Consider the following 23,689-nt stretch of genomic DNA (forward strand, 5'->3'; position numbering starts at 1 on the left):
GAGCGAGTCAGGCAAACCGGCCCATCCCGACTTGACCGGACAACGAACTGACAGGAAGACAGACGCCCCCCGCCTCCGGCACCTGAAAGTACATTCGCTAACGCGAACGGTCGTTGGAGGTGTCCCGGTCGGCCTGCGCCGGCCCCTCGCTCGGTGCGGAGCCCTCAGAAACCGCGCGGTGGAACGGCGCCGTGCTGCCAGGACTGCGCGGCGGGGGCCCCCGCGCCCATCACCGGCGGATAGCCGTAGGCCGGGGCCTGGACCGGCTGCGTGGGCGCCCCGTAGCCCTCCCGGTCGAAGAAGGGCCGGGAGTTGGCCCGCATCCACATGGCGACCGGGTCGTACTCGTCGGACAGCGCGACGGTGGAGACCGGCAGCCCTTCCGGGACCGCACTGACGGACTTCCCCATCATCATCCGCACCGACTCCACCGCCTGCGGGCCCGAGTCGTACAGCTCAAGGCCGATGGCGAGGTACGGCGCGCCGAGCGCGGGCTGCACCCAGGCCCGGCTGAGCGCCCGGACAGCGGGGGTGTGGTGTGCGTTCTGGGTGAGCAGCGCGTAGAACTGCGGGATCTCGATGGTCGGTTCGCTGATCCGCAGCGGCCCGGCCGGCAGCTGGTCCAGGCCGCAGGCGATCCGCCGCAGATCGAGCCAGGGGATGCCGACTCCCCCACCGGGAGCGTGCGGGTTGAGCCACAGGCCCCAGCGGTCGGGAAAGAGCGAGTTGGCGATCTCCCGACCCCGGACGACCTCGTGGGACCGGTTCCAGCCGCTGATCGAGAGCTCCTGGGGAGAGGTCACACAGGGCGCGTAACCGAGTCCGTCGACCTCCATGTTCCCGTACTGCGCGTCGGCCGAACCAGGATGGCCCTGCCACAGCAGCATCCACAGCTCATGCTCGACCAGTGCGTGCAGCAGTGCTTCATAGGCGTCATACCGGCCGGGCGTCACCTGTGGAAGCAGTTGCTCGACCAACCCGGTGGCCGCTGTACCCCCTACCCCCGCGCTCACCTGACGTCGCCCCTTCTTCCGTCTCTTCCGGCTCTTCCGGCCCGCTCTTCCGGCTCTCTCCCGATCGGCCGTCCACGCGGCAGGTTCCGGCCCCCGTATGCCGGGGAGGCTGGACGCGCCCCGACCCGGCCATCCAATCAGCTTACGAGGGGACTAAGACAGTTCGCCGCGGACCGGTCGTTCTCGCTCTCATCACGGGTGTACCCCGGTGTGGAAGGGCCGTATCCGATCGCGCAGGTAGTCGCCGACCGGATCCTGGGCGACATCGAGGAACACCAACTGCACCGGCCAGGGCACCGGAGCCGTGCCGAGCGCCCGGCCGAGGGCGTCCATCACCACGGTCCGGTCCGGCGGCTCGCAGCTGGTCAGTTCGACGCCGACGAACAGCGACGGGGCCTCGCCCTCGACACTGGCGAGGGCCCTCCGCGCCGTCACGACCAACCCGGTGGTGGCGAACTCCCCCGCGGCGGCGGCCAGGAAGTCGACCGGCTCCTCCTGCCAGTCGGGCTCGAACAGCCTGACCCGTCCGCCGGTGGCCGAACCGTCGAGCGGCATCCGGCCGGCCCGGCAGAGTTCCGCGACGGCGGCGGGCGGCAGCGGCACACCGACCGGCCCGCCCGGATTGACGGCGATACCGAGTTGCGGCGGTAGACCGCGGGCGAACTCCGCGGCGGGGGCCACGGCGAAGGACATGTGCTCCCCCACCAGTTCACGGAACTGTCGCTCGGAGCTGAAGACCGGCACGTACGCGCCGCCCAGGAACTCCATCGTCGGCAGATCGAGGTCGGTGCTGGTCGGCCCGCCCCCCTCGGGCAGCGGCACCCACACTCTGCTCCGGCCCAGCACCTCGACCAGTCGGGCGCCGGCCCCCTCCACTCCGAGGGAGGCGGCGAGCACCTCCTCGAACTCGTTGCAGGGAAACCCGCCGCTCGCGCCACCGGCCGTACCGCCGGCGGCGAGCGGATCTTCGTACCGCTCGGGGATGCTCATGCTGTCCAACCACGTCTCGTCCGTATCCCAGGCACCCTAGCCGCTGTCTCGCGAGGGGTGACCGGCGGAGCCGGAACTCCGCCGGTTCCGCCGCCCGCCGCCCCGGCGTCGAAGACGATCTCCTCGACGGCACCGGCGGCCCGGCGATCCAGCAGCACCGCGGTGGCACAGCCCTCGACCGGCTTCCCCCGCCCGAGCCCCGCCAACAGCCGGTCCACAGCGACCCGATGGCGGGCGAAGGCATGGGCGGAGACCTGGCGCCCACGGGAGAGCTGCCCCTCCAGCGCCACCTCCGCCGGCACGTCCAGCAGCACCAGGTGGAGTGCCCGCCCCTCTCGGTGCGCCGCACGCGCCAGCCACCGGCGGACCCAGGGCAACCGGCCGCAGTCGTGGAGGACGAGGCTGCCGCCCGCGGCCAACGCACGCCGCAGGCCCAGAAAGTGCGCGAGGCGCACCACCGGCCGGTACAGCGGGTACGGCAGCCCGGGGAGGAGGCGTTCCCACCGCTCACGCGCGTGTTGGGAGTCCAGCAGACGGACGGGGCCGCCCGCGCTGTCCCGGAGGCGAACCGTCCGGGCCAGCAGGGTGCTCTTGCCGCTGCCGGGTATCCCGGAGACGACCAGCAGGTCCCCGGCCGGATAGCGCAGCCGCCGCGGATTCCGGCCCCGCAGGTCGCGGACCGGGGCCGTCGGCTCCGGGGCGGTCGCCCGCACGGCCGGCAGCCCTCGGGCCGCGACGGCGGCGGGCCGACGGTCCTCGACGGCCGTTGCCAGCGGCCGTGGGTTCCGCGCCCACCCCATGCGTACGCCCCCATCTCGGTCCCGCGGCCGAACCGTCACCCGGTACTCTCCGGCGGCCCGGCCCGTCGGAGCAGCAGCCTGTCATGAGTGCGCCAAGCTCGCGAACGGGTCTCGACCACGGTGCTGCTGCCGCGGGCAGCGGACGGCCGGCGGCCCTGGGAGAAGCCGATCCCGCCCGACAGGCTCACCCCCGCACGAGTCCACCGCGACTTTCGGCACCTCCGCTCGAAGGTCGCCTGCCCAGCCCCAGCGCCGAAAACCTCCAGCCCCGTCCCCGGACGGCCCCCCGGAAGCAAGAACACCCAGCCCACCCCACGACGTGTACACAGCCGGGAAACCAGGCTCAAAGAAACAACGAACGAAGAAGTCAACGACCTCTCGTCCCCGCCGCACCGGTGCCGTGAACCACCCTCACTGCGATGATGGGCCACATCAACGGGGCAGTGCGCCAAAGGCGCGAGACGGGGGGCGGCGATGTCGCCGCACGAGATCGGGTTGTACGCGAGCGCCGCAGTGGTGGTTGGTGTGGGCCTGCGGATGCTCGTACTGGTCAGCCCCGCGGACGGCTCTGCAGCCGGCGCTTCAGCCGGCGACAACGTCGGACCTGGCGAGGTACTGGCGGTCGTCCGTGCCGCCCTGGCACGGAGGCCCTGGGTCACCATCGCGCTGTTCGCGGTGATGGCGGTCATGGCCGTGGTCCAGTACGCAGTACCCGCCACGGTCGAGGGTCTGATGCGCCATCCGGGTGCACTGTCGGACGGTCAGTGGTGGCGCGCCGGGACCGCACTGCTGGTGCAGTCCTCGGGGATCGGGCAGATCGCGTTCAACCTGCCGGCGCTGCTCGTGGTCGGCGCCATCGCCGAGTCGATCCTCGGGTGGTGGAGGACCCTCGGCGTCTTCCTTGTCAGTGGTGTCCTGGCCCATGTGGTCAGCCTGGCCGGCTGGTCGCCGTACGGCGGCGGCGACTCCGTTGCCGTCGGCGGCCTGCTGGGCGCCCTTGCCGTCATCTGTCTGCTGCGCCCCAACGCCCTGGCTTTGCCCTTCAAGGACATCTGGTACGTGCTACTTGTCCCGGCCACCGGCCTGTTCCTGTGCCTGTTGCACAACAACCATGGTGCTGGTCTGGTGGCAGGCTGCCTGCTTGGCCTGGTCCTCGCGGCCCCTACGAAGACTCGCCCCCCGATCCGATCGTTGCGTAAGTCGAGACCGCCGAGCTGAGGGCCTCGGCCAGGCGGTCGTTCCGCCGCTGCCATGAAAAGCGTCCAGCCTCTCGGGCGACCGGGACCCGCCGGCTTCGGTGGGGCTTTCCCGCCCCCTCCTCCCTCAAGCCCCGAAACCCCGGATCATGACCGCCGCCTCCCAAACCGGCCGATGCGTGCGATGATGACGCGGTCAACTCCATACCGCCGCTCGAACCCGCGCGGGAGAGTCCCCGACCGGCCGCGGTGCCGGCCCGGGGCGCCGAAGGAGCAAGTCCTCCCTTGAATCTCTCAGGCCCCGATACCGCGCGGGCGAGGCAGATCTCGAAAAGCGAGGGAACCACCGAGAGCGGTTCCCTGGTGGACAACATCGTCCGGGAGGGTGCCCGGCGGATGCTCGCTGCGGCCCTGGAGGGCGAAGTCAACCAGCACATAGCTGAGTTGGCCGGTGAGCGGGACGAGGACGGCCGCCGCCTGGCGGTCCGCAACGGCCATCATCGCGAACGGACGGTGACCACCGCCGCCGGGCCGGTCGCGGTGAAGGCGCTGCGGGTGATCGACAAGCGCGTCGACTCCGGGACGGGCGAGCGCAAGCGGTTCTGGTCGAAGATCCTGAAGAGCAAGGAACCCGCCATGCAGTACATACGACATGCCAAAGGCGTCCTCACCGTCACCACCGCCACCGCGGCTTGCTACACCCTCATGTCCGTCGGCTACACGTGGGCCCGCGAGAGCGCAGCCGCAGCTGGGGACACGATATTCTCCGGCGCCTTCGAGTTCTTACTCACCACGGCCGCTTCCTGGGCTCTCATGCCCCTCCTGTTGTGGGCCGGCATGCGGATGCTGCGGGAGACCGGCAACACGGTGCTCGTGCTCATCGGTGGGCTGGGCTGGGCAGGGGTCTCCGGGTACTACATCGACGACATCGACCGCGCGGGCGGACACATGCCGGTCCTCGTCCTCGCCGCATACGTCCTTTGCGGTGCAGTGCTGTCAGGGGTCAACCCGGGCCGCGCCTCTGACTTCGGATCTTGACACGGTTCACCAAAAGCCAATGCCACCCTGCCTGGCCCGCGCCCAGTGCACCACCTTCCGCGAAAGCACCCGCACCGTCGGCTTTCCTGCGTGAGAACTCCGCGACCTGCAACTCCGCATCCGTGCCGAGCGACAGACACCCGAGTGGAAAACCCGCTATGCGGTCCGCTCCGAAGTGGAGGGAACGGTCGACGAGTTCGCCCACGGCCACGGCCTGCGCCGCTGTCGCTACCGAGGGCAGGCAAGGTCCACCTCCAGCACGTCCTGACCGCCATCGCCATCGCCATCGCCATCGCCATCGCCATCGCCATCAGCATCGAGCGCCTCAGCGGCCTCCCACCGACCGAGGAAGCACCCCGGCCACGCCGACCGACCGCTCTCCAGACCTACCTCGATCAGCACGAGATCCCCCGGCCGAAGTCCTGACGCACCCGGCACACCTGACCTCAGCAACTCCAAGATCCCCGACAGAGTCAAGTTGGACGAGCCATTGCGATGCGATGAGAGGAGGCGTGAGGCCGTCAGTCGATGGGCCGGCCCAGGACCGCTCCGCGCGCGTCGCAGATCCGCAGTACACCGTCCAGCGCCTGCAGGAGCGACTCCGCGACCCAGCGCACCTGCGTCTCCGAGGTGGCGCTCTCTTCCAGCGTCTCCCGGGCCAGCTGGGCGACGTTGCGCGCGTCCATGGTCAACATGCTCTCGAAGCCGTCCGCCGCCATGGAGAGCAGCGAGTCCGGTCCCCCGTCGCTGATGAGGAAGGCGGGTTTGTCGTCGCCGGTGGGAAAGGGCAGGGGCCGGGGAACGCCACCGGCGCTCATCGCGCGGCCTCCCCGCCGTAGAGCACGTTTCGGGCTTCGAGGGCGCGCAGCACATAGGGGCGGACGGGGGCCGCCTCGGTGCGTCGCGAACGCCGGTACACCCGCACCGGCCCGGCGGGCAGGACGGGCAACGGGGCGCGGCGCGGTTGAGCCGCTCGCGGCGTGCCTGCCGGTGCGCGTCGACGCCCTCTCGGGGGCCAGAAGACGGCCAGGATTGTTTGGATAGCATCCATCACGTCGGGTGCTCCTTACATAGCACTCGTCCGCAGCCCGGGACGGTTACCGCCGTCGCCGGGCCTTTCGCGCTACCTACCGCGTCCGGACGCGTCCCTACGGTGTGCACCGCGGATCCTTCATGCACGCTCGGATCCATGAGCGGAGTTCCGCAGTACGAATACGTCAAGCTGGCTGACCGGATCACGGAGGAGATCCAGTCCGGTGCGCTGCCGAAGGGTGCGCGACTGCCTGGCGAGCGGGAGATGGTCGAGATTTATGGCGTGAGCATCGGAACCGTGCGTCGGGCGCTTGCGCTGCTGCGGGAGCGCGGAACGGTGGCGACGCTGCCGGCCAAGGGCACTTTCGTGATGTAATCCCGCGCTGGTACCCAAGGTCCTTGAGTAGCAGCCGGCCGGAGCACCGTGGTCGTCACCGCTCCGGCGGCGATCCCGGCCCCCGACCACCGCGACTACCCCCGGCGCCCCCTCGCAGGCCCCGAAGGGCCGGGTCATGACCGCGGCCTCCCAAACCGGCCGATGCGTGCGATGATGGCGCGGTCAACTCCATACCGCCGCTCGAATCCGCGCGGGAGAGTCCCCGACCGGCCGCGGTGCCGGCCCGGGGCGCCGAAGGAGCAAGTCCTCCCTTGAATCTCTCAGGCCCCGATACCGCGCGGGCGAGGCAGATCTGGAAAGCGGTCCTGGCTCCACGCCCGGCCCCACCCAAGGTGCAAGCCGCGGCCTTCCCTTCGGAAGGGGCGCGGCGAACCTCTCAGGTCCCGATGACAGATGGGGAGGCTGTGTTACCCGACATCAGCCTCGTCCGATCACCGCAGACCTGGAGCCGCAGAAGATGACCGACACCCCGCGCCGCACCGTGCTCGACGCCCTGCACCGCGAGCTCGGCGCCACCATGACCGACTTCGCCGGCTGGGACATGCCACTGCGCTACGGCAGCGAGCGCGACGAACACCTCGCCGTCCGGAGCCGCGCCGGGCTCTTCGACCTCTCCCACATGGGCGAGATCACCGTCACCGGGCCGAGCGCCGGCGAACTCCTCGACTACGCCCTGGTCGGCAACCTCTCGACGCTCGCCGCCGGACGCGCCCGCTACACCATGATCTGCGAGAGCGGCGGCGGCATCCTGGACGACCTGATCGTCTATCGGCTGGCCGCCGACCGCTACCTGGTGGTGGCCAACGCCTCCAACGCCCAGGTGGTGCTGGACGCCCTCCGGGAGCGCGCCGAGGGGTTCGACGCCGCCGTTCGGGACGACCGCGACGCCTACGCCCTGCTCGCGATCCAGGGCCCGTCCGCCTCTGCCGTCCTGGCCCAGCTAACCGATGCCGACCTGGCCGGGCTGAAGTACTACTCCGGCCTCCCGGGCACCGTCGCCGGTGTCGAGGCCCTGATCGCCCGCACCGGCTACACCGGCGAGGACGGCTTCGAGCTGTTCTGCGAACCGGCGGACGCCGAGGGGCTGTGGCGCCGGCTGACCGAGGCCGGCTCCGAGTACGGGCTGGTCCCCTGCGGTCTGTCCTGCCGCGACACCCTCCGTCTTGAGGCGGGCATGCCGCTGTACGGCCACGAGCTGAGCCAGTCGATCACCCCGGTCGACGCCGGGCTCGGCCGGCTGGTCAAGTTCGAGAAGACGACGAACGAGGGACGTTTCGTCGGCCGGGAGGCGCTCGCGGAGGCCGCCGCCCGCGCCGAGCGGACCCCGCCGCGGAAGCTGGTCGGGCTGGTCGCCGAGGGGCGGCGGGTGCCGCGCGCCGGCTACCGGGTGGTCTCCACCGCTGACGGCGCGGCCATCGGGGAGGTCACCTCCGGGGCGCCCTCGCCGACCCTCGGCAAGCCCATCGCCATGGCCTACGTGGACGCCGCGCACGCCGAGCCGGGCACCTCGGGTGTGGCGGTGGACATCCGCGGCAGCCAGGAGCCCTACCAGGTGGTCGCGCTCCCCTTCTACCAGCGGCAGCGCTGACCGGCCACGGCTCGGACCAGCCACGGCCCCGGCCGGCGCCCGTCCAGCCGACGGCCGGTGCTGACACGCCGTCGGAGGGGCGACCGGCGCACCTGCGGCAGCGTCGATACTGACGATTCCATCACGTCCGTCCCACCAGGTAAGACCACCAACCAGAGCATCCCCCCGTATCCAGGAGAATCAGCTCATGAGCAACCCCCAGCAGCTGCGCTACAGCAAGGAGCACGAGTGGCTCACCGACCCGGAGGACGGCGTCTCCACGGTCGGCATCACCTCGCACGCCGCCGACGCGCTCGGCGACGTGGTCTTCGTCCAGCTCCCCGAGGTCGGCGACTCGATCACCGCAGGGGAGCCCTGTGGTGAGTTGGAGTCGACCAAGTCGGTCAGCGAACTGTACGCACCGCTGTCCGGTGAGATCGTCGAGACGAACCTCGAGGTCGTGGAGGATCCGGCGCTGGTGAACACCGCCCCGTTCGAGGGCGGCTGGCTGTTCAAGGTGAAGGTCGCCGAGGGCGCCCTGGACTCCGCCGACCTGCTCTCGGCCGACGAGTACACGGCCTTCACCGGCAACTGACACCGACCCCGACGACGGATACGGATACCGATGTCGCTACTCAACACTCCCCTACACGAACTCGACCCGGAGGTCGCCACCGCGGTCGACGCCGAGTTGCACCGGCAGCAGTCGACCCTGGAGATGATCGCCTCGGAGAACTTCGCTCCGGTCGCGGTTCTCGAGGCCCAGGGTTCGGTGCTCACCAACAAGTACGCCGAGGGATACCCGGGGCGGCGCTACTACGGCGGCTGCGAGCACGTCGACACCGTCGAGCGGCTCGCCATCGACCGGATCAAGGCCCTCTTCGGGGCCGAGGCGGCGAACGTGCAGCCGCACTCCGGCGCCCAGGCCAACGCCGCCGCGATGGCCGCCGTCCTCAGCCCCGGTGACACCATCCTGGGGCTGGACCTGGCGCACGGCGGCCACCTGACCCACGGCATGAAGATCAACTTCTCCGGCAGGCTCTACCGGGTCGCCGCCTACCACGTGGATCCGGGCAGCGGCCGGGTCGACATGGACGAGGTAGAGCGCCTCGCCAAGGAAGAGCGGCCGAAGCTGATCATCGCCGGCTGGTCCGCCTACCCGCGCCAGCTCGACTTCGCCGCCTTCCGGCGGATCGCCGACGAGGTCGGGGCCTACCTGATGGTCGACATGGCGCACTTCGCGGGGCTGGTGGCCGCCGGTCTGCACCCCTCGCCGGTGCCCCACGCGCACATCGTCACGACCACAACGCACAAGACGCTGGGCGGTCCGCGCGGTGGCGTGATCCTCTCCACGGCCGAACTGGCCAAGAAGATCAACTCCTCGGTCTTCCCCGGTCAGCAGGGCGGCCCGCTGGAGCACGTGATCGCCGCGAAGGCCGTCTCCTTCAAGGTGGCGGCGAGCGAGGAGTTCCGGGAGCGCCAGCAGAGCACCCTGGAGGGCGCCCGGATCCTCGCCGAGCGCCTGACCGCCGCGGACGTCGCCGAGGCCGGTGTCTCGGTGCTCTCCGGCGGCACCGACGTGCACCTCGTCCTGGTGGACCTGCGGGACTCCGAACTCGACGGCCAGCAGGCCGAGGACCGGCTCCACGAGATCGGCATCACGGTCAACCGGAACGCCGTCCCGAACGACCCGCGCCCGCCGATGGTCACCTCCGGCCTGCGGATCGGCACCCCGGCGCTGGCCACCCGCGGCTTCACCGCGGAGGACTTCCGCGAGGTGTCCGACATCATCGCCCAGGCGCTGAAGCCCGCCCACGACGCCTCCGCGCTCCGTGAGCGGGTCGTGGCGCTGGCGGACAAGCACCCGTTGTACCCCGGCCTCAAGTGACCCACGGGGCCTGAAGTAACCCACGGGCCGGGGGCGTCGCCAGTACGAGGGCGCCGCCGGCTCCACGGGCGTCGCGTGTGCCGCGGGCCGCGTGCGCCACCCCGCCCCTTCCCGGGGCCCGCTCCGGGCCCGCAGACTGACTCTCCCCCGTCGGGCCGTCCGGCGACCAGCAATCCCACCACGAGCAGACAAAGAGGTCCGACCGTGGCTCTCTCCGTTTTCGATCTCTTCTCCATCGGCATCGGGCCGTCCAGTTCCCACACCGTCGGGCCGATGCGCGCGGCGCGGATGTTCGTCCTGCGCCTCAAGAAGGACGGGCTCCTCGCCCAGACCGCCGCCGTCCGGGCGGAGCTCTACGGTTCACTCGGCGCCACCGGACACGGCCACGGCACGCCCAAGGCCGTCCTCCTCGGTCTGGAAGGCCACTCGCCGCGCACCGTCGACGTGGACAGCGCCGACCAGGAGGTCGAGCGGGTCCGCCGGACCGGCAGGCTGCGGCTGCTGGGCACCGAGATAGGTGACAGCCACGAGATCGCCTTCGACGAGGCCACGCAGCTCGTCCTGCACCGGCGCCGCTCCCTGCCCTACCACGCCAACGGGATGACGCTCTGCTCCTACGACGCGGACGGGCTTCCGCTGCTGGAGAAGACCTACTACTCGGTGGGCGGGGGCTTCGTCGTCGACGAGGACGCCGTCGGAGAGGACCGGATCAAGCTCGACGACACCGTCCTGCGGTACCCCTTCCGCACCGGCGACGAACTGCTGCGGCTGACCCGCGAGACCGGCCTGTCGATCTCGGGGCTGATGCTGGAGAACGAGAAGTCCTGGCGCTCCGAGAGCGAGATCCGAGAGGGCCTGCTGGAGATCTGGCACACCATGCGGGCCTGCGTGGCGCGCGGCATGGAGCGCGAGGGGATCCTGCCCGGCGGGCTCAAGGTGCGCCGCCGCGCCGCCAACTCCGCCCGCCAACTGCGCGCCGAGGGCGATCCGGCGGCCCTCGCCATGGAGTGGATCACGCTCTACGCGATGGCGGTCAACGAGGAGAACGCCGCGGGCGGGCGGGTCGTGACCGCCCCCACCAACGGCGCTGCCGGCATCATCCCCGCGGTGCTCCGCTACTACGTCGACTTCCTGCCGGGCGCCGACGACGACGGGATCGTCCGCTTCCTGCTGGCGGCGGGGGCCATCGGCATGCTGTTCAAGGAGAACGCCTCGATCTCCGGCGCCGAGGTCGGCTGCCAGGGCGAGGTCGGCTCGGCCTGCTCGATGGCGGCCGGCGGTCTCGCCGAGGTGCTGGGGGGCAGCCCCGAGCAGGTGGAGAACGCCGCGGAGATCGGTATGGAGCACAACCTCGGCCTGACCTGTGATCCGGTCGGCGGGCTGGTGCAGATCCCGTGTATCGAGCGGAACGGCATGGCGGCGGTCAAGGCGGTGACGGCAGCCCGGATGGCGCTGCGCGGGGACGGGCGGCACCACGTATCGCTGGACAAGGTCATCAAGACCATGAAGGAGACGGGCGCCGACATGAAGGTCAAGTACAAGGAGACGGCCCGCGGCGGGCTGGCGGTGAACGTCATCGAGTGCTGACGGGCGGGCGGCGCCGGGTCCACACGACCCGGCGCCCATACGGCTCCCCAGCGGTCGGCCGGTGCCGCCCGACCGGGCCCGGCTACCCGCCGGCGGCACTGCCGACGGCGACGGCGATCCCGTCCAGAACGCGTTCGAGGCCGAAGACGAAGTCGGGGTCGCTCACGGGGTCGTCGTAGGCATCATCCGGTGCGGCCTCGAAGAGCCCGGAGGACAGCAGCCGCGCCGTCTGCGGGAAGCGGTCGGAAGTAACGAGCCGCTCCAGGGTCCTGGCGTACGCCCGCTCGGCCTCTGCCTGGCCCATGCCGGTTTCCTCGCGTCCCCGCTGGTGCTCCTGGGAAAGTAGCGAGGCTTGGCGCACATAGCCGCTGAGCAGGGTCAGCGTGCCGACCTTCGCCGCCCAGTCGAGCTCCGTGCCGCTGAGTACCTCCAGCCCGGCCTCCAGCCAGGCGATCTCGTGCGGGCCGACCGGGGCCCCGGTGATGGGAAGTCGGGGGAGCCAGGGCCGCTCGTGGTTGAGGCGGCGCTGGGCGACGGACCACTCCCGCAAACCCGCGCGCCAGCGGCCCGGTGCGCTCCCGAGTTCGGGCGGGGTTCCGAGGGCGGAGTCCCGCATCAGGACCAGCAGTTCCTCCTTGGAGCCGACATGGCGGTACAGGGACATCGGGGAGACTCCGAGCTCTTTGGCGATCTTCGGCAGGGTCGCGCCCCGGAGCCCCGCCCGGTCCGCCAACTCAACCCCCGTACGAACCACACGCTCGGTGTCGAGCGCGGCGGGCCGGCCGAGGCCTGAGGTGGAAGGGCGCAGCCGCCACAGCCGCGCCAGTTCGGCGGGGGCGTCCTCCTGGTCGGCCGTCATGAGTGCTTCCCCTCTTCTTCCCTCGGCTTCCTCCAGGGCCATCATGACGCACGGAAAATTAGTGTTCTACATATAGATTATTGCGTACACTAAAGCTCTCCCCGCAGTACTGTGCCGCCCTCGCCGCACGGTTTCCGCGGGGGACGAAGTGCCGCCCCTCGGAGAGGAAGAGATCCGGATGACCACCACCACGCACCCACCGGGCCATCGCCCAGCGCGCGGCCCCGTCCGCCAGTTGGAACGAGCCTTAGCCCCCGACCTGGCCCGCGGCTCGATGCTGCTGCTCATCGCCCTGGCCAACGCCGCCGTGTTCACCTTCGGCGACCAGCCGGGTGCCGAGGCGTCGCCACACGGCTGGGAACGCCCGTTCAACCTCGCCATGTTCGTCTTCGTGCACGCCCGCGCGTATCCGATGTTCGCCGTGATGTTCGGCTACGGGCTGGTGCAGCTCGCCCGCCGACAGGACGCGCAGGGAACCGGGCCCCGGGCCGCGCGCTCCGTACTCCTCAGACGCAACACGTGGCTGCTCGCCTTCGGCGCCGTGCACGCCGCACTGCTCAACTTCGGTGACTTCCTGGGCGCCTACGGCCTGGTCGGCATCGCCTTCACCCTGGTCCTGCTGCGGCGCGGCGAACGGGTACAGCGGATCGTGCTGTGGCTGTGGGGCTGCACGGCAGGGTACGTAGCCGTTCTCGCGGGCGTCGCGGTGTACCGTGCCACCGGTAGCGGGCCGGGCTCCGCCCCCGTCCCCGCCCAGGACGTCGACTCCCTCTCGGCCCCCGACTACGCCGCCTCGGTGGTCGACCGGCTGGGCGAGTGGCCGCTGCACACCCTGACCGTCCTGCCGTTCATCCTCATCGTCTGGCTGGGTGCCTGGGCCGCCCGCCGGGGCGTGCTGGAGAACCCGGCACGCCACCGGACCCTGTTGGTCCGCACCGCCGTGATCAGCCTCGCCATCGCCTTCGCGGGCGGTGCGCCGATCGGTCTGGTCAGCGCCGGTCTGCTCCACGTCGACGGCCCGACGGTGGACGTCTTCCTGCTGCTGTACGAGGTGAGCGGCCAGTTCGGGGGACCCGGGTACGTGGCGCTCTTCGGACTCCTCGCACTGCGCATAAACAGGGCCCGTGCGAGCACCGCCGCCCCGGCCGGGCCTCCGTTCGCCCGGCCGGCACCGCGTGCGGGACTGGTGGTGAACGCGCTCGCGAGCCTGGGGCAGCGCTCGTTGAGCGGCTACCTGTTCCAGTCGCTCGTGTGGGTGCTGGTCCTGTCGCCCTTCGCCCTGGACCTCGCGGGCCGGACCGGCAGTCCGACCCTCACCGCGGCGCTGACCGCCGCACTGGCCTGGTCCGTCACGGTCCTCGGGGCATGGCTGCTCCAGCGCCGCGGCCTTCCCGGTCCGGCGGAGAAACTCCTGCGGAGACTCACGTACGGGCCGAGGCCGCGGCGCTGAGCAGCGGCGTCTCAGCAACGGAGGGGGCCGGTATTCCAAGGCGTACGACGCCTGGGAGCGCCGGGCCGCTCTCGGAGCCTGCCCCCGCTCCTCAGTGCGGTCAGGCTCCGAGAACCGCGGCGGCCTCCCTCGGACGACGGCCGTGGCGGCCGTCCGCCGGGGCCGCGCGGCTGTCCTACCGCCGCATCAGGCTTTGCGGAGTCGGCCGATGATGCCGTCGAGATCGCGCTTGAACATGTGCTCGCGGACGAAGTGGCCGCCCGGCTCCTCATGCCCCTCGTGCGGGATACCGGCGTTGCTGAGGAGACCGCGGAACTCCCGCTGCCCGGCGAGAACCTGGGTCTCGTTGACGGTGTCGAACCAGTTGATCGGGTCCGGGCTGTTACCGGCCACCAGGAAGACCCGCTTGTTCCGGTAGCTCTCGATGCGCTCGACCGGGTTGTCGGCGCTCACCCTGGCCTCGTCCCACAGCGGCGCGCCGTAGACCGTGCCACCACCCAGTTCGACGGCCGCCGAGGAGGCGTTGGCCCAGTGGGTGACCACGCCGAAGTCCCGGCGCAGGCTGGCCGGACCGGAATGGGCGCTCACGGAGGCGAAGTGGCCGTAGTACTTCGCCGCGTACTTCAGCGCACCGAAGCCGCCCATGGAGAACCCGGAGACCGCGCGGCCGTCGTACTCGGCGTACGTCCGGAAGTTCGCGTCGATCCAGGGGACCAACTGGGAGATGTGGAAGGTCTCCCAGTTCCGGGGGCCGGTGTTGGAGCTCACCGGGTTGGAGTACCAGCCCGCGTGCCCTCCGTCGGGCATCACGACGATGAGCGGCTTGCCAGCGGTCCAAGCCCGGATGCCCATGCGGTCGAAGGTGATGAAGTCCTGGTCCATACCGCCGCCGTGGAACAGGTACAGCACGGGGTAGGTGCGTCCGCTGGTGTGGTAGTCGTCGGGGAGCAGGACGTTGACACCGGGGTTCCAGCCGATGGCGTCGGTCGCGAACCGGTAGTACCACATCCGGGGGTCGTTCTCGTTCCGCTCGACGATGCGGAGCCCGAAGCCGTTGTCGGCGGCGCTGGCGGACGATGCCGTCGCGAGGGCGCTCACGCCGCCGAGAGCCACGGCCGCGGAGACTCCGCCGACGGCCTTGAGGACACCTCTGCGGCTGAAGTGGTGCTTGCTCAAAACATGACCTCCTGGTGGGGGTGGGAGGAACCGCGGCCACGGGAAACCGAGTGGTCTCCCCATCTCTCCGACGGGCCGGGCCATCGGGTGTCTCGCCAAGCGAAGAAGAGTGCCCGCCCTTTCAGGTCGGTAGCCGCCAGCGAATGGAACCACGGCCCACGATGCCGCTGCGGTGCTTTGGGAAAGTCAGGCACCTTCCTGACACCTGGGCCGACCCTGGCCATTCGGCTGGCCGATTTCAGTCCCTGCCATCGGTCACCAGAGGGCTGATCCTCCTGGGCAGGCGCCCGCGGGCCATCACTCGAACAGCAGCGCGTGGCTCCGCCCCCGCGGGAGGCGTCCACAACGGCTGGGGCTCCGGCAACTCCGGGCCCGGCCGTGGCGCCTCGGGCCCGAGCGTTCTCAGGCCCGAGCGCCTCAGAACCAGCGGGGGACGACGGGGATCGCGCCGGTGCTGCCGGCCACTCCCCCGACGGCCCCGGCCCATGAGCCATCGGACCATGTCGTGGCGGGCGCCGGAGACCTCGGGGCCACCGCTCCCGAGGACGATCTTCTCGCGGCCGTGCGGTGCGAGCGTGAGGTCCACCCGCTCCTCCCGCCGCCGCCAGGCCCGCGGCACGTCCTCCAGGAGTTCGTCGAGCAGCTCCGCCGGGAACTCGCGCGCCCTCGCCCCCGGTCCAGATCGACCGCGTGGCCCCAGACCTCCCGGACGCGCCCTTGAAGTCGACGCCCTCGCCCTCGGTCCACATCCGCTGGGCGATGGTGATCCACTCGGTGCCGTAGCGGTAGCGCGCGTCGTGTTCCCGCTGTGTTCTGCCGAACATCTCCATTTCGGCCTTGTACCAGCCCATCGTCATGTTGAGCCCGAAGCGACCGCCGGAGATGTGGTCGACGGTGACCGACTCCTTCGCCGCGACGATGGGGTTCTTGGTCGGGACATGGCTGGTGGAGAACACCATGATGTTCTCCGTGGCCTGGGCGAGGCCCGCCGCCCAGGTGTGCGTCTCGAAGTTCGAGCCGTTGAAATTGGTCTCCCCCCCATACCGCGGTACCTGGCGACGGGGAGCATCGCCTCGAAACCGAGCCGGTCGGCGAGCTGGGCGATCTGCTGGGTGTGCTGCCAGCTGAGTTCGTAGGAGGACTCGGCGTGCGTCGCCATCGGTCCGTGGCTGCAGTTCGAGCCGAAGATGCCCAACTTCATCTTGTTGTCGTTGAACATGGCGACACCGCTGGCCCGACGCGCCTCGACCAGTTCCTCATAGCTGAGCCCAAGGACGGTGTGGTGCTCATTTCGTCTCCTGTTTGAGTGGCTACGACACCGTCTGGTGGTAGACCTCGAACGCGTGACGACAAGGTAGGCAGAGGTTCGGAAGGGCAGCTGTACACATTGCGCACGGGCGACGGCCGACAAACGAAGCGGTGAATTCGAAGGCGGTCGGCAGCGTTGCCGCTTTCCGACCCACGGAAAGAAGTGCCCGCTTATCGGACGCGAATCACGGAAACCACCCGATGGAATACGGTGCGTGCAGGGCGCCCGTGATGGCGGAACACCGCCCCACGTTCCGGCGCAGCCCCGCCGGCCGCCGGGCGCCCGCCGCACACCCTCAGAGCGGCACCACGTCGGTCTCGGTGGCCTTGACGCTGGCCCAGACCCCGACCCCGTCCGCCAGGCCGAGTTCGGTGGCGGCCTGGGGGGTGACCTCGGCGATCAGGTCGGGGGTCAGCTCCGAGGCGATCAGGACGCGCAACCGGCTGCCGACCGCGGTCAGTTCGCGGACCGTGCCGGGCCAGACGTTGCGGGGGCTGCCGCTCGGCCTCTCCCGGTGCACGGCCACCGCCTCGGGTGCGATGACCGCCAGCGCCCTGGTCCCCGGCGGCAGCGGCTCGGCCACCGTGAGGGCACCTCCTTCCGGCAGTTCGAGCCCGGTCTCCGTCGCGGTGGCCGGCCAGGCGTTGCGGCCGAGCATCCTCGCCACCCAGGGGGAGCGCGGCCGACGGGTTACCTCGCCGGGGGGCGCGTCCTGGAGGACCCGTCCTTCGTCCAGTACGAGTACCCGGTCGGCGAGCGAGACCGCCTCCACCGGATCGTGGGTGACGATCAGACAGACCCCGCCGTACGCGTCGAGGTGGCGGCGGAGAGTGTGGCGGACCTGCGCCCGGGTGGTCTGGTCGAGGGCGGCGAGTGGCTCGTCGAGCAGCAGCAGCCTGGGATGGGTGGCCAGTGCCCGGGCCAGGGCGACGCGTTGTGCCTGTCCGCCGGAGACCTGGCCGGGCCTGCGATGCGCGAGGTGGCCCACACCGAGCCGGTCGAGCCACTCCTGGGCGACCTGCCGGGCCTCGGCCCGCGGCACTCCACGGCTGCGGAGTCCGTAGGCGGTGTTGGCCAGCGCCGTGAGGTGCGGGAAGAGGGCGCCGTCCTGCGGCACCCAGGCGATCCGGCGACGGTGCGGCGGCAGCCCGGTCACGTCGCTGTCCCCCAGCCGGAGTTCCGCACCGGCCCGGGGGGTGAGTCCGAGCAGCGCCCGCAGCAGGGTGGTCTTCCCCGCGCCGTTGGGGCCGACGACGGCGATCGTGGTGCCCGGCTCGGCTTCCAACTCCAGTTCGGTGTAACCGGTGACCTCGGCGTGCAGCGCCCACCTTCCGGGCGGGGGCGGAGGTTGAGCCCCGTCCGCCGAGGGCTGCGGGCCGTCGGTTCGCCCCGCGGGGGCCTCCGGCTGTGCGGAGGCTGCGGACGGGGAGCCGCCGCGGCCGGCGACCGGTGTGCTCGTCCAACGTCCGCGCAGACCGATGAGGACGGCCATGGCGATGGCGAGCAGCAGCAGGGAGAGCGAGGTGGCGGCCTCCGGCTCCTCCTGGAGCAGTAGGTACACCTGGAGCGGGAGCGTCTGGGTGGTGCCGGGCAGGTTGCCGGCGAAGGTGATGGTGGCCCCGAACTCGCCGAGCGCCCGGGCCCAGGTGAGAGCGGCGCCCGCGATGAGCCCCGGGGCCACCATGGGGAGGGTGACGGTGAAGAAGGCCCGCAGGGGGGACGCGCCGAGCGAGGCGGCGGTCTCCTCGTACCTCGGCCGGAGGCCGCCGAGCGCCCCCTCCAAGCTGATGACCAGGAACGGCATGGCGACGAAGGTCGCGGCGACCACCGCTCCGGAGGTGTGGAACGGCAGGGTGAGGCCGAAGGTCTCCTCCAGCCAGGGCCCAAGCAGCCCGCGGCGGCCGAAACCCAGTAGCAGGGCCACCCCTCCGACGGTGGGGGGCAGGACCATCGGGAGCAGCACCAGGGAGCGGACCAGGGTCTTGCCGGGGAAGTCCACCCGGGCCAGCGCCCAGGCCAGGGGGACGCCCAGCAGTACCGACAACGCCAGCGCCCAGAAGGAGACGAGCAGCGAGAGCTTCAGCGCCTCGATGACCGCCGGGCCGCCGAGGTGGTCGCCGAGTTCGCCCCAGGAGGTGCGGACCAGGATGCCGGCGAGCGGCAGCAGCAGGAACACCACCGCGAGCAGGGCGGGGACCGCGAGGGCCACCGGGGCGCGGGTCCCCCTCGCGCGGGTGCGGGCTGGTCTGTTCACGGTGGGTTCCTAACGACCTGGTGCGCGGCGGCAAGGCTGTGGCGTCACCCCTGGTGGCGCATCGCCCCTCTCAGGCGCCCGCCAGGGATGACGGGCCGCGGCCCACGGCTTCGGCCGGGCCGCCCCCGAGCGGTGACGGGAGGGCGCCTACGGCTTCTGGAAGCCCGCCCCCCGCAGGATCTTCTGGGCTGCGGGCGAGCTCAGCCACTTGACGAAGTCCGCCGCCGCCTCGGGGTTCTTCGAGGTCTTCAGGGTGGCGGCGGGGTAGGAGGCGACGGCGTTCTGCGTGTCGGGGATGTCGATGGCGTCCACCTTGTCGACCGCGGTGGCCGCGTCGGTCCTGTAGACGATGCCGGCGTCGGCCTCACCGAGCGCCACCTTGCTGAGCACGGCCCGGACGTTGGGTTCCTCGGAGACCGGCCGCACCGCGATCTTCTCCGCGTCGAGGACCTGCCGGCTGTACCGGCCCACCGGCACCTCCGGGGCGGCCAGCACGACCTTCAGCTTCTGGTCGGCCAGGTCGGCGAGTTCTTCGGTGCCTTTCGGGTTGCCTTCCCGGACGGCGATGACCAGGCGGTTCCTGGCGATCACGGTGGCGGCCCCGGTGTCGGAGCCGAGGTCGTCCATGGTCTTGGTGTCGGCGGTGGCCAAGGCGTCCGCGGGTGCGCCCTGTTTGACCTGACTGGCCAGCTCCTGTGAGCCGGCGAAGGAGAACGTCACCGTGGTGCCGGGGTGTTCCTTCTCGTAGACCTTGCCCGCCTCCTGGAAGACGTCCGTGAGCGAGGCGGCGGCCAGGACGGTGAGCTCCACCTGCTGCTGGTCGCCCGCCCCGTCCTTCTTCTCACCGTCGCCTCCGCCGCAGGCCGCGAGCGGCAGCAGGAGTACCGCGGTCGCTGCCGCAGCGGTCCCGCGGATCCGGCGGGAGAGTCCGGAACGGTCGGGTATGCCAGTGGACATGAGACTCCTTGGACGGGCGGCAGCTGCTGCCGCGCGGGAGTGCGGACGGCAGCCGGGTGCTGCCGTTACCGCGGGACGGGGGCGGACTGCGGCGGGGTCAGGCCCGGTCGATGTGCACGTTGGTCGACTTCACCCGGGCGGTGGCCCGCATCCCGACCTCCAGGCCGAGTTCCTCCACCGCTTCGCGGGTCAGTAGGGACACCAGCCGGTGCGGCCCCGCCTGGATCTCCACCTGGGCGGCCACGTCGCCGAGTTTCACGGCGGTCACGATGCCCGGGAAGGCGTTCCGCGCCGAGGTGTAGGGAGGGTCCTCCTCTCCGCCTCCGCCCTGTCCGACTCCGCCCTGTCCGACCTCGATCGAGAAGGCGGCCAGGTCACGGCCGTCGATGAGCCGGCGGCCGCTCTCGTCCCGGTGGGTGGCCACCTTCCCTGCGTCTGCCCAGCGGCGCGCCGTGTCGGGGCTGACACCGAGCAGCCGCGCCGCCTGACCGATCGTGTAGGAGTGCATGTGCGACACGCTAGGCCTCAATGGGCGGCATATGCAATGCATACCTGGCGATAGAGCCGCACATGCGAGCCATCGATCATCCCAGGAAGGGCAGTCGCGCCCTCCAGGCCCCGAGAATGACCGAACATAAGGGACATAATCGCCTGACAGCCGTAATCGCCCCCAGTCATGCGAGGCCGTCATGAGCTTGAGCATCCGCAACCAGGTCCCCGGTACCGTCACCGCCGTCACGTCGGGCCCCGCCCTCACGACCGTCAAGGTGCGGCTGCGCGGCGGTCAGGAGGTCACGGCCGCGATCACCGCCGAGGCGGTCGAGGAGTTGGGGATCGACGCGGGCGCGGCCGTCACGGTGCTGGTGAAGTCCACGGAGGTCGCCCTCGCGATCGACCGGGTGGAGGGGCTGAGCATCCGCAACCGCCTCCCCGGCACGGTCACCGAGGTCATCCCCGGCGGGGCGGTGGCCTGCGTCAAGCTCTCCATCGAGGAGGGGGAGCTGACCTCAGTGATCACCCAGGAGGCGGTGGCCGATCTCCGACTGGTGCCCGGCTCACCGGTGGTGGCGCTCGTCAAGTCGACCGAGGTCGCCCTGAGGGCTGTTCCGTAGTCCCCGCAACCAGCGACGACAGCCACGGCGCTCCCGGCTTCCGAGACCGTGCGCTGATCCGCCGGGGGGCCAGCTGACCCGCCGGGGACGGACAGCCCGGGGCCAGGCGGCGCGCGGCGACGTGGCCGGCCCGCACACCGACCGCGCCGCACACCGCGGCGAGTTCAGGGACCGGAACGGGCCGACCGTCCGGTCACCGCTCGGCGGCCGGGGGCACCACACCCCGTACGGCGCCGAGTTCCACCAGGTCGGCCGGGCGCAGCCGGAGCTGGTCGGCGGTGGCGGGGACCTGCTCGGGACCGCGTTTGAGGATGGCTGCCGCTGCCTCCGGTCCGATGACCGAGAAGTAGCTGTCCGGAGTGGCCCAGGTGTGGCCGGGGGCCGCCAGGGCCAGCGCGCCTCCCGACCCCCCTTCACCGATGAGCAGGCTGGTGACGGGTGTCCGGGCGGCGGCGACCGCGGCGAAGCAGTCGGCGATCGCCGGGCCAACCCCGGTCCGTTCGGCCTCGGCTCCGTTGGCGGCGCCCGGAGTGTCGATCAGGGTGAGCACCGGGATGCCGAGCCGGCCGGCCAGCCGGATCAGCCGGGCGGCGGTCCGGAAGCCCGCGGGGCCGGTGGCCGTGCCGCACTGGGCGACGTAGGCGACGGTGCCGCCGGGACGACTGCCGAACCCGCAGCGCATGCCGGGGTCCCGCCCGCCGCAGCGGTCGCCGCTGATCTCCGCGCGGACCTCGAAGTGGACCCCGAGATACGCCTCCGCTCGCGCCCGCTGGGGCGAGCGGGCCCGTCGCACGACGTCCCAGCCGCTGTCGGAACCCGTCCCCTCCCCCGCCGCGGCGGGTTCCCGGCCGGCATCCGGCCGGCTCGCCGGCAGCGCCGCGGGCGGCTCCGGTCGGCCCGGCAGCGGATCGGTGAGCAGGGTGAGCCAGCGCGCCACGGTGGCCCGAAGGTCCTCCGGCCGGACCACCGCGTCCACAGCGCCGGCCGCCAGTTGACCCTCCGCGCGATAGGCCGCGGGGTCGGCCTCCGGCGGTCTGGTCCTTGAGCCGGCGAAGCCGATCTGCGCGCCGGGCAGCGCCAGCACGACGTCGGCTCCGGCACCCAGAGTGGCCCAACCGCCGCCCGTCGTCGGGTCGCGCACGATCGACAGCTGCGCCAGCCCGGCCGCCCGGGTGAGCTCCGACTGGTGGGCGACCCGCTGGAGTTGGCTGAGCGCCCGGATGCCCTCCTGCATCCGGCTGCCGCCGGTGGCGGGCAGGGAGACGACCGGGAGGCGCAGCTTCCGGGCCGCCGTGTGCGCCGCCTCGATTCGGTCGCCCGCGTACTCGCCGAGCGAGCCGCCCAGGAATCCGAACTCGAAGGCGATGAGGACCGCCGTGGCCCCGCCGGCCACTCGGCCGGTGCCGCAGAGCACCGACTCCCGCTCTCCGGTGCGTTCGGCGGCCCGCTCCCGGGCCCTGCCGTACCCTGCCCACTCCAGCGGACCGTCCCCGGGCTCGGGCGCGGCCGTTCCGGGGAGTTCGGTGAAGTCGTCGACCAGCGCGGCGATGGCCTCCCGGGCGGTCATCCGGTGGTCAGGCGCGGGGTGGTCGGGTACAGGCCGGTCAGGCACGGAGCGCCCGTTTCATGATCTTGCCCATGTCGTTGCGGGGCAGCCGGTCCAGGAAGTGCACGGTGCGGGGGCGCTTGTGCGGGGCGAGTTGCCCGGCGACGTGGTCCACCAGTTCCCGGGTGTCGGGGGCTTGCCGTCCGTCTCTCGGGACGATCCAGGCGACGACCCGCTCGCCGAGGTCGGGGTCGGGCTCGCCGGTGACCGCCGCCTCGGCCACCCCGGGGTGCTCCAGCAGGGCGTTCTCGATCTCCCCGGCACCGATCTTGTACCCGCCGCTCTTGATGAGGTCCGTGGCCTTGCGGCCGACGATCCGCACGGCCCCGTCCGGGGTGCGGGTGGCCATGTCCCCGGTGCGGAACCACTCGCCGTCGAAGGCCTCGGCGGTGGCGTCGGGCCGGTTGAGGTACTCGGTGAAGAGGTTCGGACCGCACACCTGGATCTCGCCGACGGTCTCGCCGTCCGCGGCGACCTCCGCGCCCCGCTCGTCGACCAGTCGGAGCCGCACCCCGGGCAGCGGCAGGCCGACGGTTCCCGGTCGGGGCTCGCCGTCCATCGGCACGCTGGTGTTCATCAGCGTCTCGGTCATGCCGTAACGCTCGACGATCCGCCGGCCGGTGGAGGCCGAGAGCCGCTCGTGGTCGCGCACCGGGAGCGCGGCGGACCCCGAGACGAGCAGCCGGGCCCCGCCGAGCGCCGCGGCCAGTGCCGGGTCGTCACCCGCCTCCTCGGCCATCCGGTGGTACATGGTGGGCACGCCGAACAGCATGGTGCCGCCGGCCGAGAGCGCCTCGGCCACGCCCTCGGTGCTGAACCGGCCCAGGTGGTGCAGGGTGCCGCCGAGCCGCAGCGGACCGAGCACCCCGAGGATCAGACCGTGCACGTGGAACAGCGGCAGCCCGTGGACCAGGACGTCCTCGGCCGTCCAGCGCCAGACCTCGGCCAACGCGTCCAGGGTGCTGGCCAGCGCCCGACGGGGCAGCACCACGCCCTTGGGCGGGCCGGTGGTGCCGGAGGTGTAGACGATCAGCGCGGGTTCCTCCTCCCCCGGCTCCTCCTCTCGGAGGGTCTCCAGCCCGGCGGCCGTCACGTCGACGTCCACCCGTTCCAGAGCTTCCAGGGCGGCCGGCAATGCCGCCCCCGGCTCGGTGAGCACCGCGGTGGGGGCGCTGTCGGAGAGGATGTGGGCCAGTTCGCGCTCGCCGATCCTGGGGTTGAGGGGGACCGCGGGGACACCGGCGAGCAGCGCCGCCACCACGCCCACCGCGGTCTCCATCGTCGGGGTGGCCCAGACCGCCACCCGGCCGGCCCCGGCGATCCTGGCGGCCGGAGCCGCGGCAGCCGCGGCCAGTTGCCGGTAGGTCAGCTCACGCCGGCCGAAGCGCAGCGCGGTGCGGTTGGCCTCCAGGGAGGGGTCGTGCAGGGCGGGGAGCAGAGCGGACACCGCTGGGTCTC

The 23,689-nt window shown here is 71.6% G+C and carries 21 protein-coding genes, 2 pseudogenes and 3 riboswitches; of the genes and pseudogenes, 11 read left to right on the forward strand and 12 right to left on the reverse strand.

Features of this window, described 5'->3' with window-relative positions; all coding sequences use genetic code 11:
- Nucleotides 1-164: 164 nt before the first annotated feature.
- The 3 genes from BGP73_RS15330 to BGP73_RS15340 form a co-directional block, all read right to left on the reverse strand.
- A complete protein-coding gene (locus BGP73_RS15330; RefSeq protein ID WP_244501212.1) occupies nt 165-1,013 on the reverse strand; it encodes an enhanced serine sensitivity protein SseB C-terminal domain-containing protein in 849 nt (282 codons plus the stop codon).
- A gap of 192 nt (nt 1,014-1,205) precedes the next feature.
- Nucleotides 1,206-2,003 (reverse strand): enhanced serine sensitivity protein SseB, encoded by a 798-nt coding sequence (locus BGP73_RS15335; RefSeq protein WP_079127550.1) that lies wholly within the window; start codon nt 2,001-2,003, stop codon nt 1,206-1,208.
- The gene (locus BGP73_RS15340; protein WP_069815117.1) at nt 2,000-2,803 is read right to left on the reverse strand and encodes an AAA family ATPase; all 804 of its coding nucleotides are present in this window, start codon (nt 2,801-2,803) and stop codon (nt 2,000-2,002) included. Before BGP73_RS15340 ends, BGP73_RS15335 begins: the two co-directional genes overlap by 4 nt.
- A gap of 129 nt (nt 2,804-2,932) precedes the next feature.
- Here BGP73_RS15340 and BGP73_RS23605 point away from each other — a divergent pair.
- The 4 genes and pseudogenes from BGP73_RS23605 to BGP73_RS23610 form a co-directional block, all read left to right on the forward strand.
- Nucleotides 2,933-3,200 (forward strand): annotated as a pseudogene (locus BGP73_RS23605) (NF041680 family putative transposase); the annotation flags it as partial.
- 77 nt (nt 3,201-3,277) lie between these two features.
- Nucleotides 3,278-4,021, forward strand: a complete 744-nt coding sequence (locus tag BGP73_RS15345; protein WP_069815119.1) for a rhomboid family intramembrane serine protease — start codon at nt 3,278-3,280, stop codon at nt 4,019-4,021.
- 193 nt (nt 4,022-4,214) lie between these two features.
- Nucleotides 4,215-4,319: riboswitch (glycine riboswitch) on the forward strand.
- A 4-nt stretch (nt 4,320-4,323) separates the two neighbouring features.
- Nucleotides 4,324-4,617 (forward strand): annotated as a pseudogene (locus BGP73_RS24035) (IS256 family transposase); the annotation flags it as partial.
- A 538-nt stretch (nt 4,618-5,155) separates the two neighbouring features.
- On the forward strand, nt 5,156-5,305 hold the full coding sequence (locus BGP73_RS23610; protein ID WP_244501221.1) for a transposase: 150 nt from the start codon (nt 5,156-5,158) through the stop codon (nt 5,303-5,305).
- Nucleotides 5,306-5,558: 253 nt separating this feature from the next.
- Here BGP73_RS23610 and BGP73_RS15355 read toward each other — a convergent pair whose 3' ends face one another.
- Nucleotides 5,559-5,855 carry a hypothetical protein gene (locus tag BGP73_RS15355; RefSeq protein ID WP_069815122.1) on the reverse strand — a complete coding sequence of 99 codons (297 nt, stop codon included), beginning with the start codon at nt 5,853-5,855 and terminating at the stop codon, nt 5,559-5,561.
- A 371-nt stretch (nt 5,856-6,226) separates the two neighbouring features.
- Here BGP73_RS15355 and BGP73_RS15360 point away from each other — a divergent pair, with 371 nt between their 5' ends.
- The 5 genes from BGP73_RS15360 (at nt 6,227) to BGP73_RS15380 (ending at nt 11,508) form a co-directional block, all read left to right on the forward strand.
- Nucleotides 6,227-6,445 carry a GntR family transcriptional regulator gene (locus tag BGP73_RS15360; protein WP_069815124.1) on the forward strand — a complete coding sequence of 73 codons (219 nt, stop codon included), beginning with the start codon at nt 6,227-6,229 and terminating at the stop codon, nt 6,443-6,445.
- Nucleotides 6,446-6,647: 202 nt separating this feature from the next.
- Nucleotides 6,648-6,752, forward strand: a riboswitch (glycine riboswitch).
- Nucleotides 6,753-6,869: riboswitch (glycine riboswitch) on the forward strand.
- Nucleotides 6,870-6,923: 54 nt separating this feature from the next.
- A complete protein-coding gene (gene gcvT / locus BGP73_RS15365) occupies nt 6,924-8,054 on the forward strand; it encodes a glycine cleavage system aminomethyltransferase GcvT (protein ID WP_069815126.1) in 1,131 nt (376 codons plus the stop codon).
- Nucleotides 8,055-8,241: 187 nt separating this feature from the next.
- Nucleotides 8,242-8,628 carry a glycine cleavage system protein GcvH gene (gene gcvH, locus BGP73_RS15370; RefSeq protein WP_069815128.1) on the forward strand — a complete coding sequence of 129 codons (387 nt, stop codon included), beginning with the start codon at nt 8,242-8,244 and terminating at the stop codon, nt 8,626-8,628.
- A gap of 30 nt (nt 8,629-8,658) precedes the next feature.
- A complete protein-coding gene (gene glyA / locus BGP73_RS15375; protein WP_069815130.1) occupies nt 8,659-9,921 on the forward strand; it encodes a serine hydroxymethyltransferase in 1,263 nt (420 codons plus the stop codon).
- A gap of 204 nt (nt 9,922-10,125) precedes the next feature.
- Entirely contained in the window at nt 10,126-11,508 is a 1,383-nt protein-coding gene (locus BGP73_RS15380; RefSeq protein WP_069815132.1) for an L-serine ammonia-lyase, read from the forward strand.
- An 82-nt stretch (nt 11,509-11,590) separates the two neighbouring features.
- On the opposite strand, the gene BGP73_RS15385 is transcribed toward BGP73_RS15380, so the two are convergent.
- The gene (locus BGP73_RS15385) at nt 11,591-12,367 is read right to left on the reverse strand and encodes a TetR/AcrR family transcriptional regulator (protein ID WP_069815135.1); all 777 of its coding nucleotides are present in this window, start codon (nt 12,365-12,367) and stop codon (nt 11,591-11,593) included.
- Nucleotides 12,368-12,545: 178 nt separating this feature from the next.
- Here BGP73_RS15385 and BGP73_RS15390 point away from each other — a divergent pair, with 178 nt between their 5' ends.
- Nucleotides 12,546-13,817, forward strand: coding sequence for a DUF418 domain-containing protein (locus BGP73_RS15390; protein ID WP_069815137.1), 1,272 nt, complete (start codon nt 12,546-12,548; stop codon nt 13,815-13,817).
- A 186-nt stretch (nt 13,818-14,003) separates the two neighbouring features.
- Here BGP73_RS15390 and BGP73_RS15395 read toward each other — a convergent pair whose 3' ends face one another.
- From BGP73_RS15395 to BGP73_RS15410, 5 genes are all read right to left on the reverse strand, one after another.
- The gene (locus BGP73_RS15395; RefSeq protein WP_069815138.1) at nt 14,004-14,993 is read right to left on the reverse strand and encodes an alpha/beta hydrolase; all 990 of its coding nucleotides are present in this window, start codon (nt 14,991-14,993) and stop codon (nt 14,004-14,006) included.
- The gene (locus BGP73_RS23985; RefSeq protein WP_374701151.1) at nt 14,990-16,168 is read right to left on the reverse strand and encodes an LLM class flavin-dependent oxidoreductase; all 1,179 of its coding nucleotides are present in this window, start codon (nt 16,166-16,168) and stop codon (nt 14,990-14,992) included. Before BGP73_RS23985 ends, BGP73_RS15395 begins: the two co-directional genes overlap by 4 nt.
- Nucleotides 16,169-16,597: 429 nt before the next feature.
- The gene (locus tag BGP73_RS15400) at nt 16,598-18,556 is read right to left on the reverse strand and encodes an ABC transporter permease (protein WP_069815140.1); all 1,959 of its coding nucleotides are present in this window, start codon (nt 18,554-18,556) and stop codon (nt 16,598-16,600) included.
- A gap of 147 nt (nt 18,557-18,703) precedes the next feature.
- Nucleotides 18,704-19,513 (reverse strand): molybdate ABC transporter substrate-binding protein, encoded by an 810-nt coding sequence (modA, locus tag BGP73_RS15405; protein WP_069815142.1) that lies wholly within the window; start codon nt 19,511-19,513, stop codon nt 18,704-18,706.
- Nucleotides 19,514-19,610: 97 nt separating this feature from the next.
- Nucleotides 19,611-20,021 (reverse strand): TOBE domain-containing protein, encoded by a 411-nt coding sequence (locus BGP73_RS15410; RefSeq protein ID WP_069815411.1) that lies wholly within the window; start codon nt 20,019-20,021, stop codon nt 19,611-19,613.
- Nucleotides 20,022-20,202: 181 nt separating this feature from the next.
- Between BGP73_RS15410 and BGP73_RS15415 the strand changes: the two genes are divergently transcribed.
- A complete protein-coding gene (locus BGP73_RS15415) occupies nt 20,203-20,625 on the forward strand; it encodes a TOBE domain-containing protein (RefSeq protein WP_069815144.1) in 423 nt (140 codons plus the stop codon).
- A 193-nt stretch (nt 20,626-20,818) separates the two neighbouring features.
- Here the strand turns inward: BGP73_RS15415 and BGP73_RS15420 are convergent, their stop codons facing one another.
- Together BGP73_RS15420 and BGP73_RS15425 are read right to left on the reverse strand one after the other, a co-directional pair.
- On the reverse strand, nt 20,819-22,192 hold the full coding sequence (locus tag BGP73_RS15420) for a carboxyl transferase domain-containing protein (protein ID WP_069815146.1): 1,374 nt from the start codon (nt 22,190-22,192) through the stop codon (nt 20,819-20,821).
- Nucleotides 22,193-22,229: 37 nt separating this feature from the next.
- Complete coding sequence (locus BGP73_RS15425; protein ID WP_069815148.1) at nt 22,230-23,678, reverse strand: acyl-CoA synthetase; 1,449 nt, start codon at nt 23,676-23,678, stop codon at nt 22,230-22,232.
- Nucleotides 23,679-23,689: the final 11 nt, after the last annotated feature.

It is taken from the genome of Streptomyces sp. TP-A0874, assembly GCF_001748085.1.
Classification (GTDB): domain Bacteria; phylum Actinomycetota; class Actinomycetes; order Streptomycetales; family Streptomycetaceae; genus Streptomyces.

What these genes read in the sequence shown, in the direction of transcription:
- BGP73_RS15420 (WP_069815146.1), bottom strand. Translation starts at nt 22,192, where the DNA reads ATGACCGCCCGGGAGGCCATCGCCGCGCTGGTCGACGACTTCACCGAA.
- BGP73_RS15385 (WP_069815135.1), bottom strand. Translation starts at nt 12,367, where the DNA reads ATGACGGCCGACCAGGAGGACGCCCCCGCCGAACTGGCGCGGCTGTGG.
- BGP73_RS15390 (WP_069815137.1), top strand. Translation starts at nt 12,546, where the DNA reads ATGACCACCACCACGCACCCACCGGGCCATCGCCCAGCGCGCGGCCCC.
- glyA (WP_069815130.1), top strand. Translation starts at nt 8,659, where the DNA reads ATGTCGCTACTCAACACTCCCCTACACGAACTCGACCCGGAGGTCGCC.
- BGP73_RS15415 (WP_069815144.1), top strand. Translation starts at nt 20,203, where the DNA reads ATGAGCTTGAGCATCCGCAACCAGGTCCCCGGTACCGTCACCGCCGTC.
- BGP73_RS15355 (WP_069815122.1), bottom strand. Translation starts at nt 5,855, where the DNA reads ATGAGCGCCGGTGGCGTTCCCCGGCCCCTGCCCTTTCCCACCGGCGAC.
- gcvH (WP_069815128.1), top strand. Translation starts at nt 8,242, where the DNA reads ATGAGCAACCCCCAGCAGCTGCGCTACAGCAAGGAGCACGAGTGGCTC.
- BGP73_RS15340 (WP_069815117.1), bottom strand. Translation starts at nt 2,803, where the DNA reads ATGGGGTGGGCGCGGAACCCACGGCCGCTGGCAACGGCCGTCGAGGAC.
- BGP73_RS15335 (WP_079127550.1), bottom strand. Translation starts at nt 2,003, where the DNA reads ATGAGCATCCCCGAGCGGTACGAAGATCCGCTCGCCGCCGGCGGTACG.
- modA (WP_069815142.1), bottom strand. Translation starts at nt 19,513, where the DNA reads ATGTCCACTGGCATACCCGACCGTTCCGGACTCTCCCGCCGGATCCGC.
- BGP73_RS15360 (WP_069815124.1), top strand. Translation starts at nt 6,227, where the DNA reads ATGAGCGGAGTTCCGCAGTACGAATACGTCAAGCTGGCTGACCGGATC.
- BGP73_RS15345 (WP_069815119.1), top strand. Translation starts at nt 3,278, where the DNA reads ATGTCGCCGCACGAGATCGGGTTGTACGCGAGCGCCGCAGTGGTGGTT.
- BGP73_RS15410 (WP_069815411.1), bottom strand. Translation starts at nt 20,021, where the DNA reads ATGCACTCCTACACGATCGGTCAGGCGGCGCGGCTGCTCGGTGTCAGC.
- gcvT (WP_069815126.1), top strand. Translation starts at nt 6,924, where the DNA reads ATGACCGACACCCCGCGCCGCACCGTGCTCGACGCCCTGCACCGCGAG.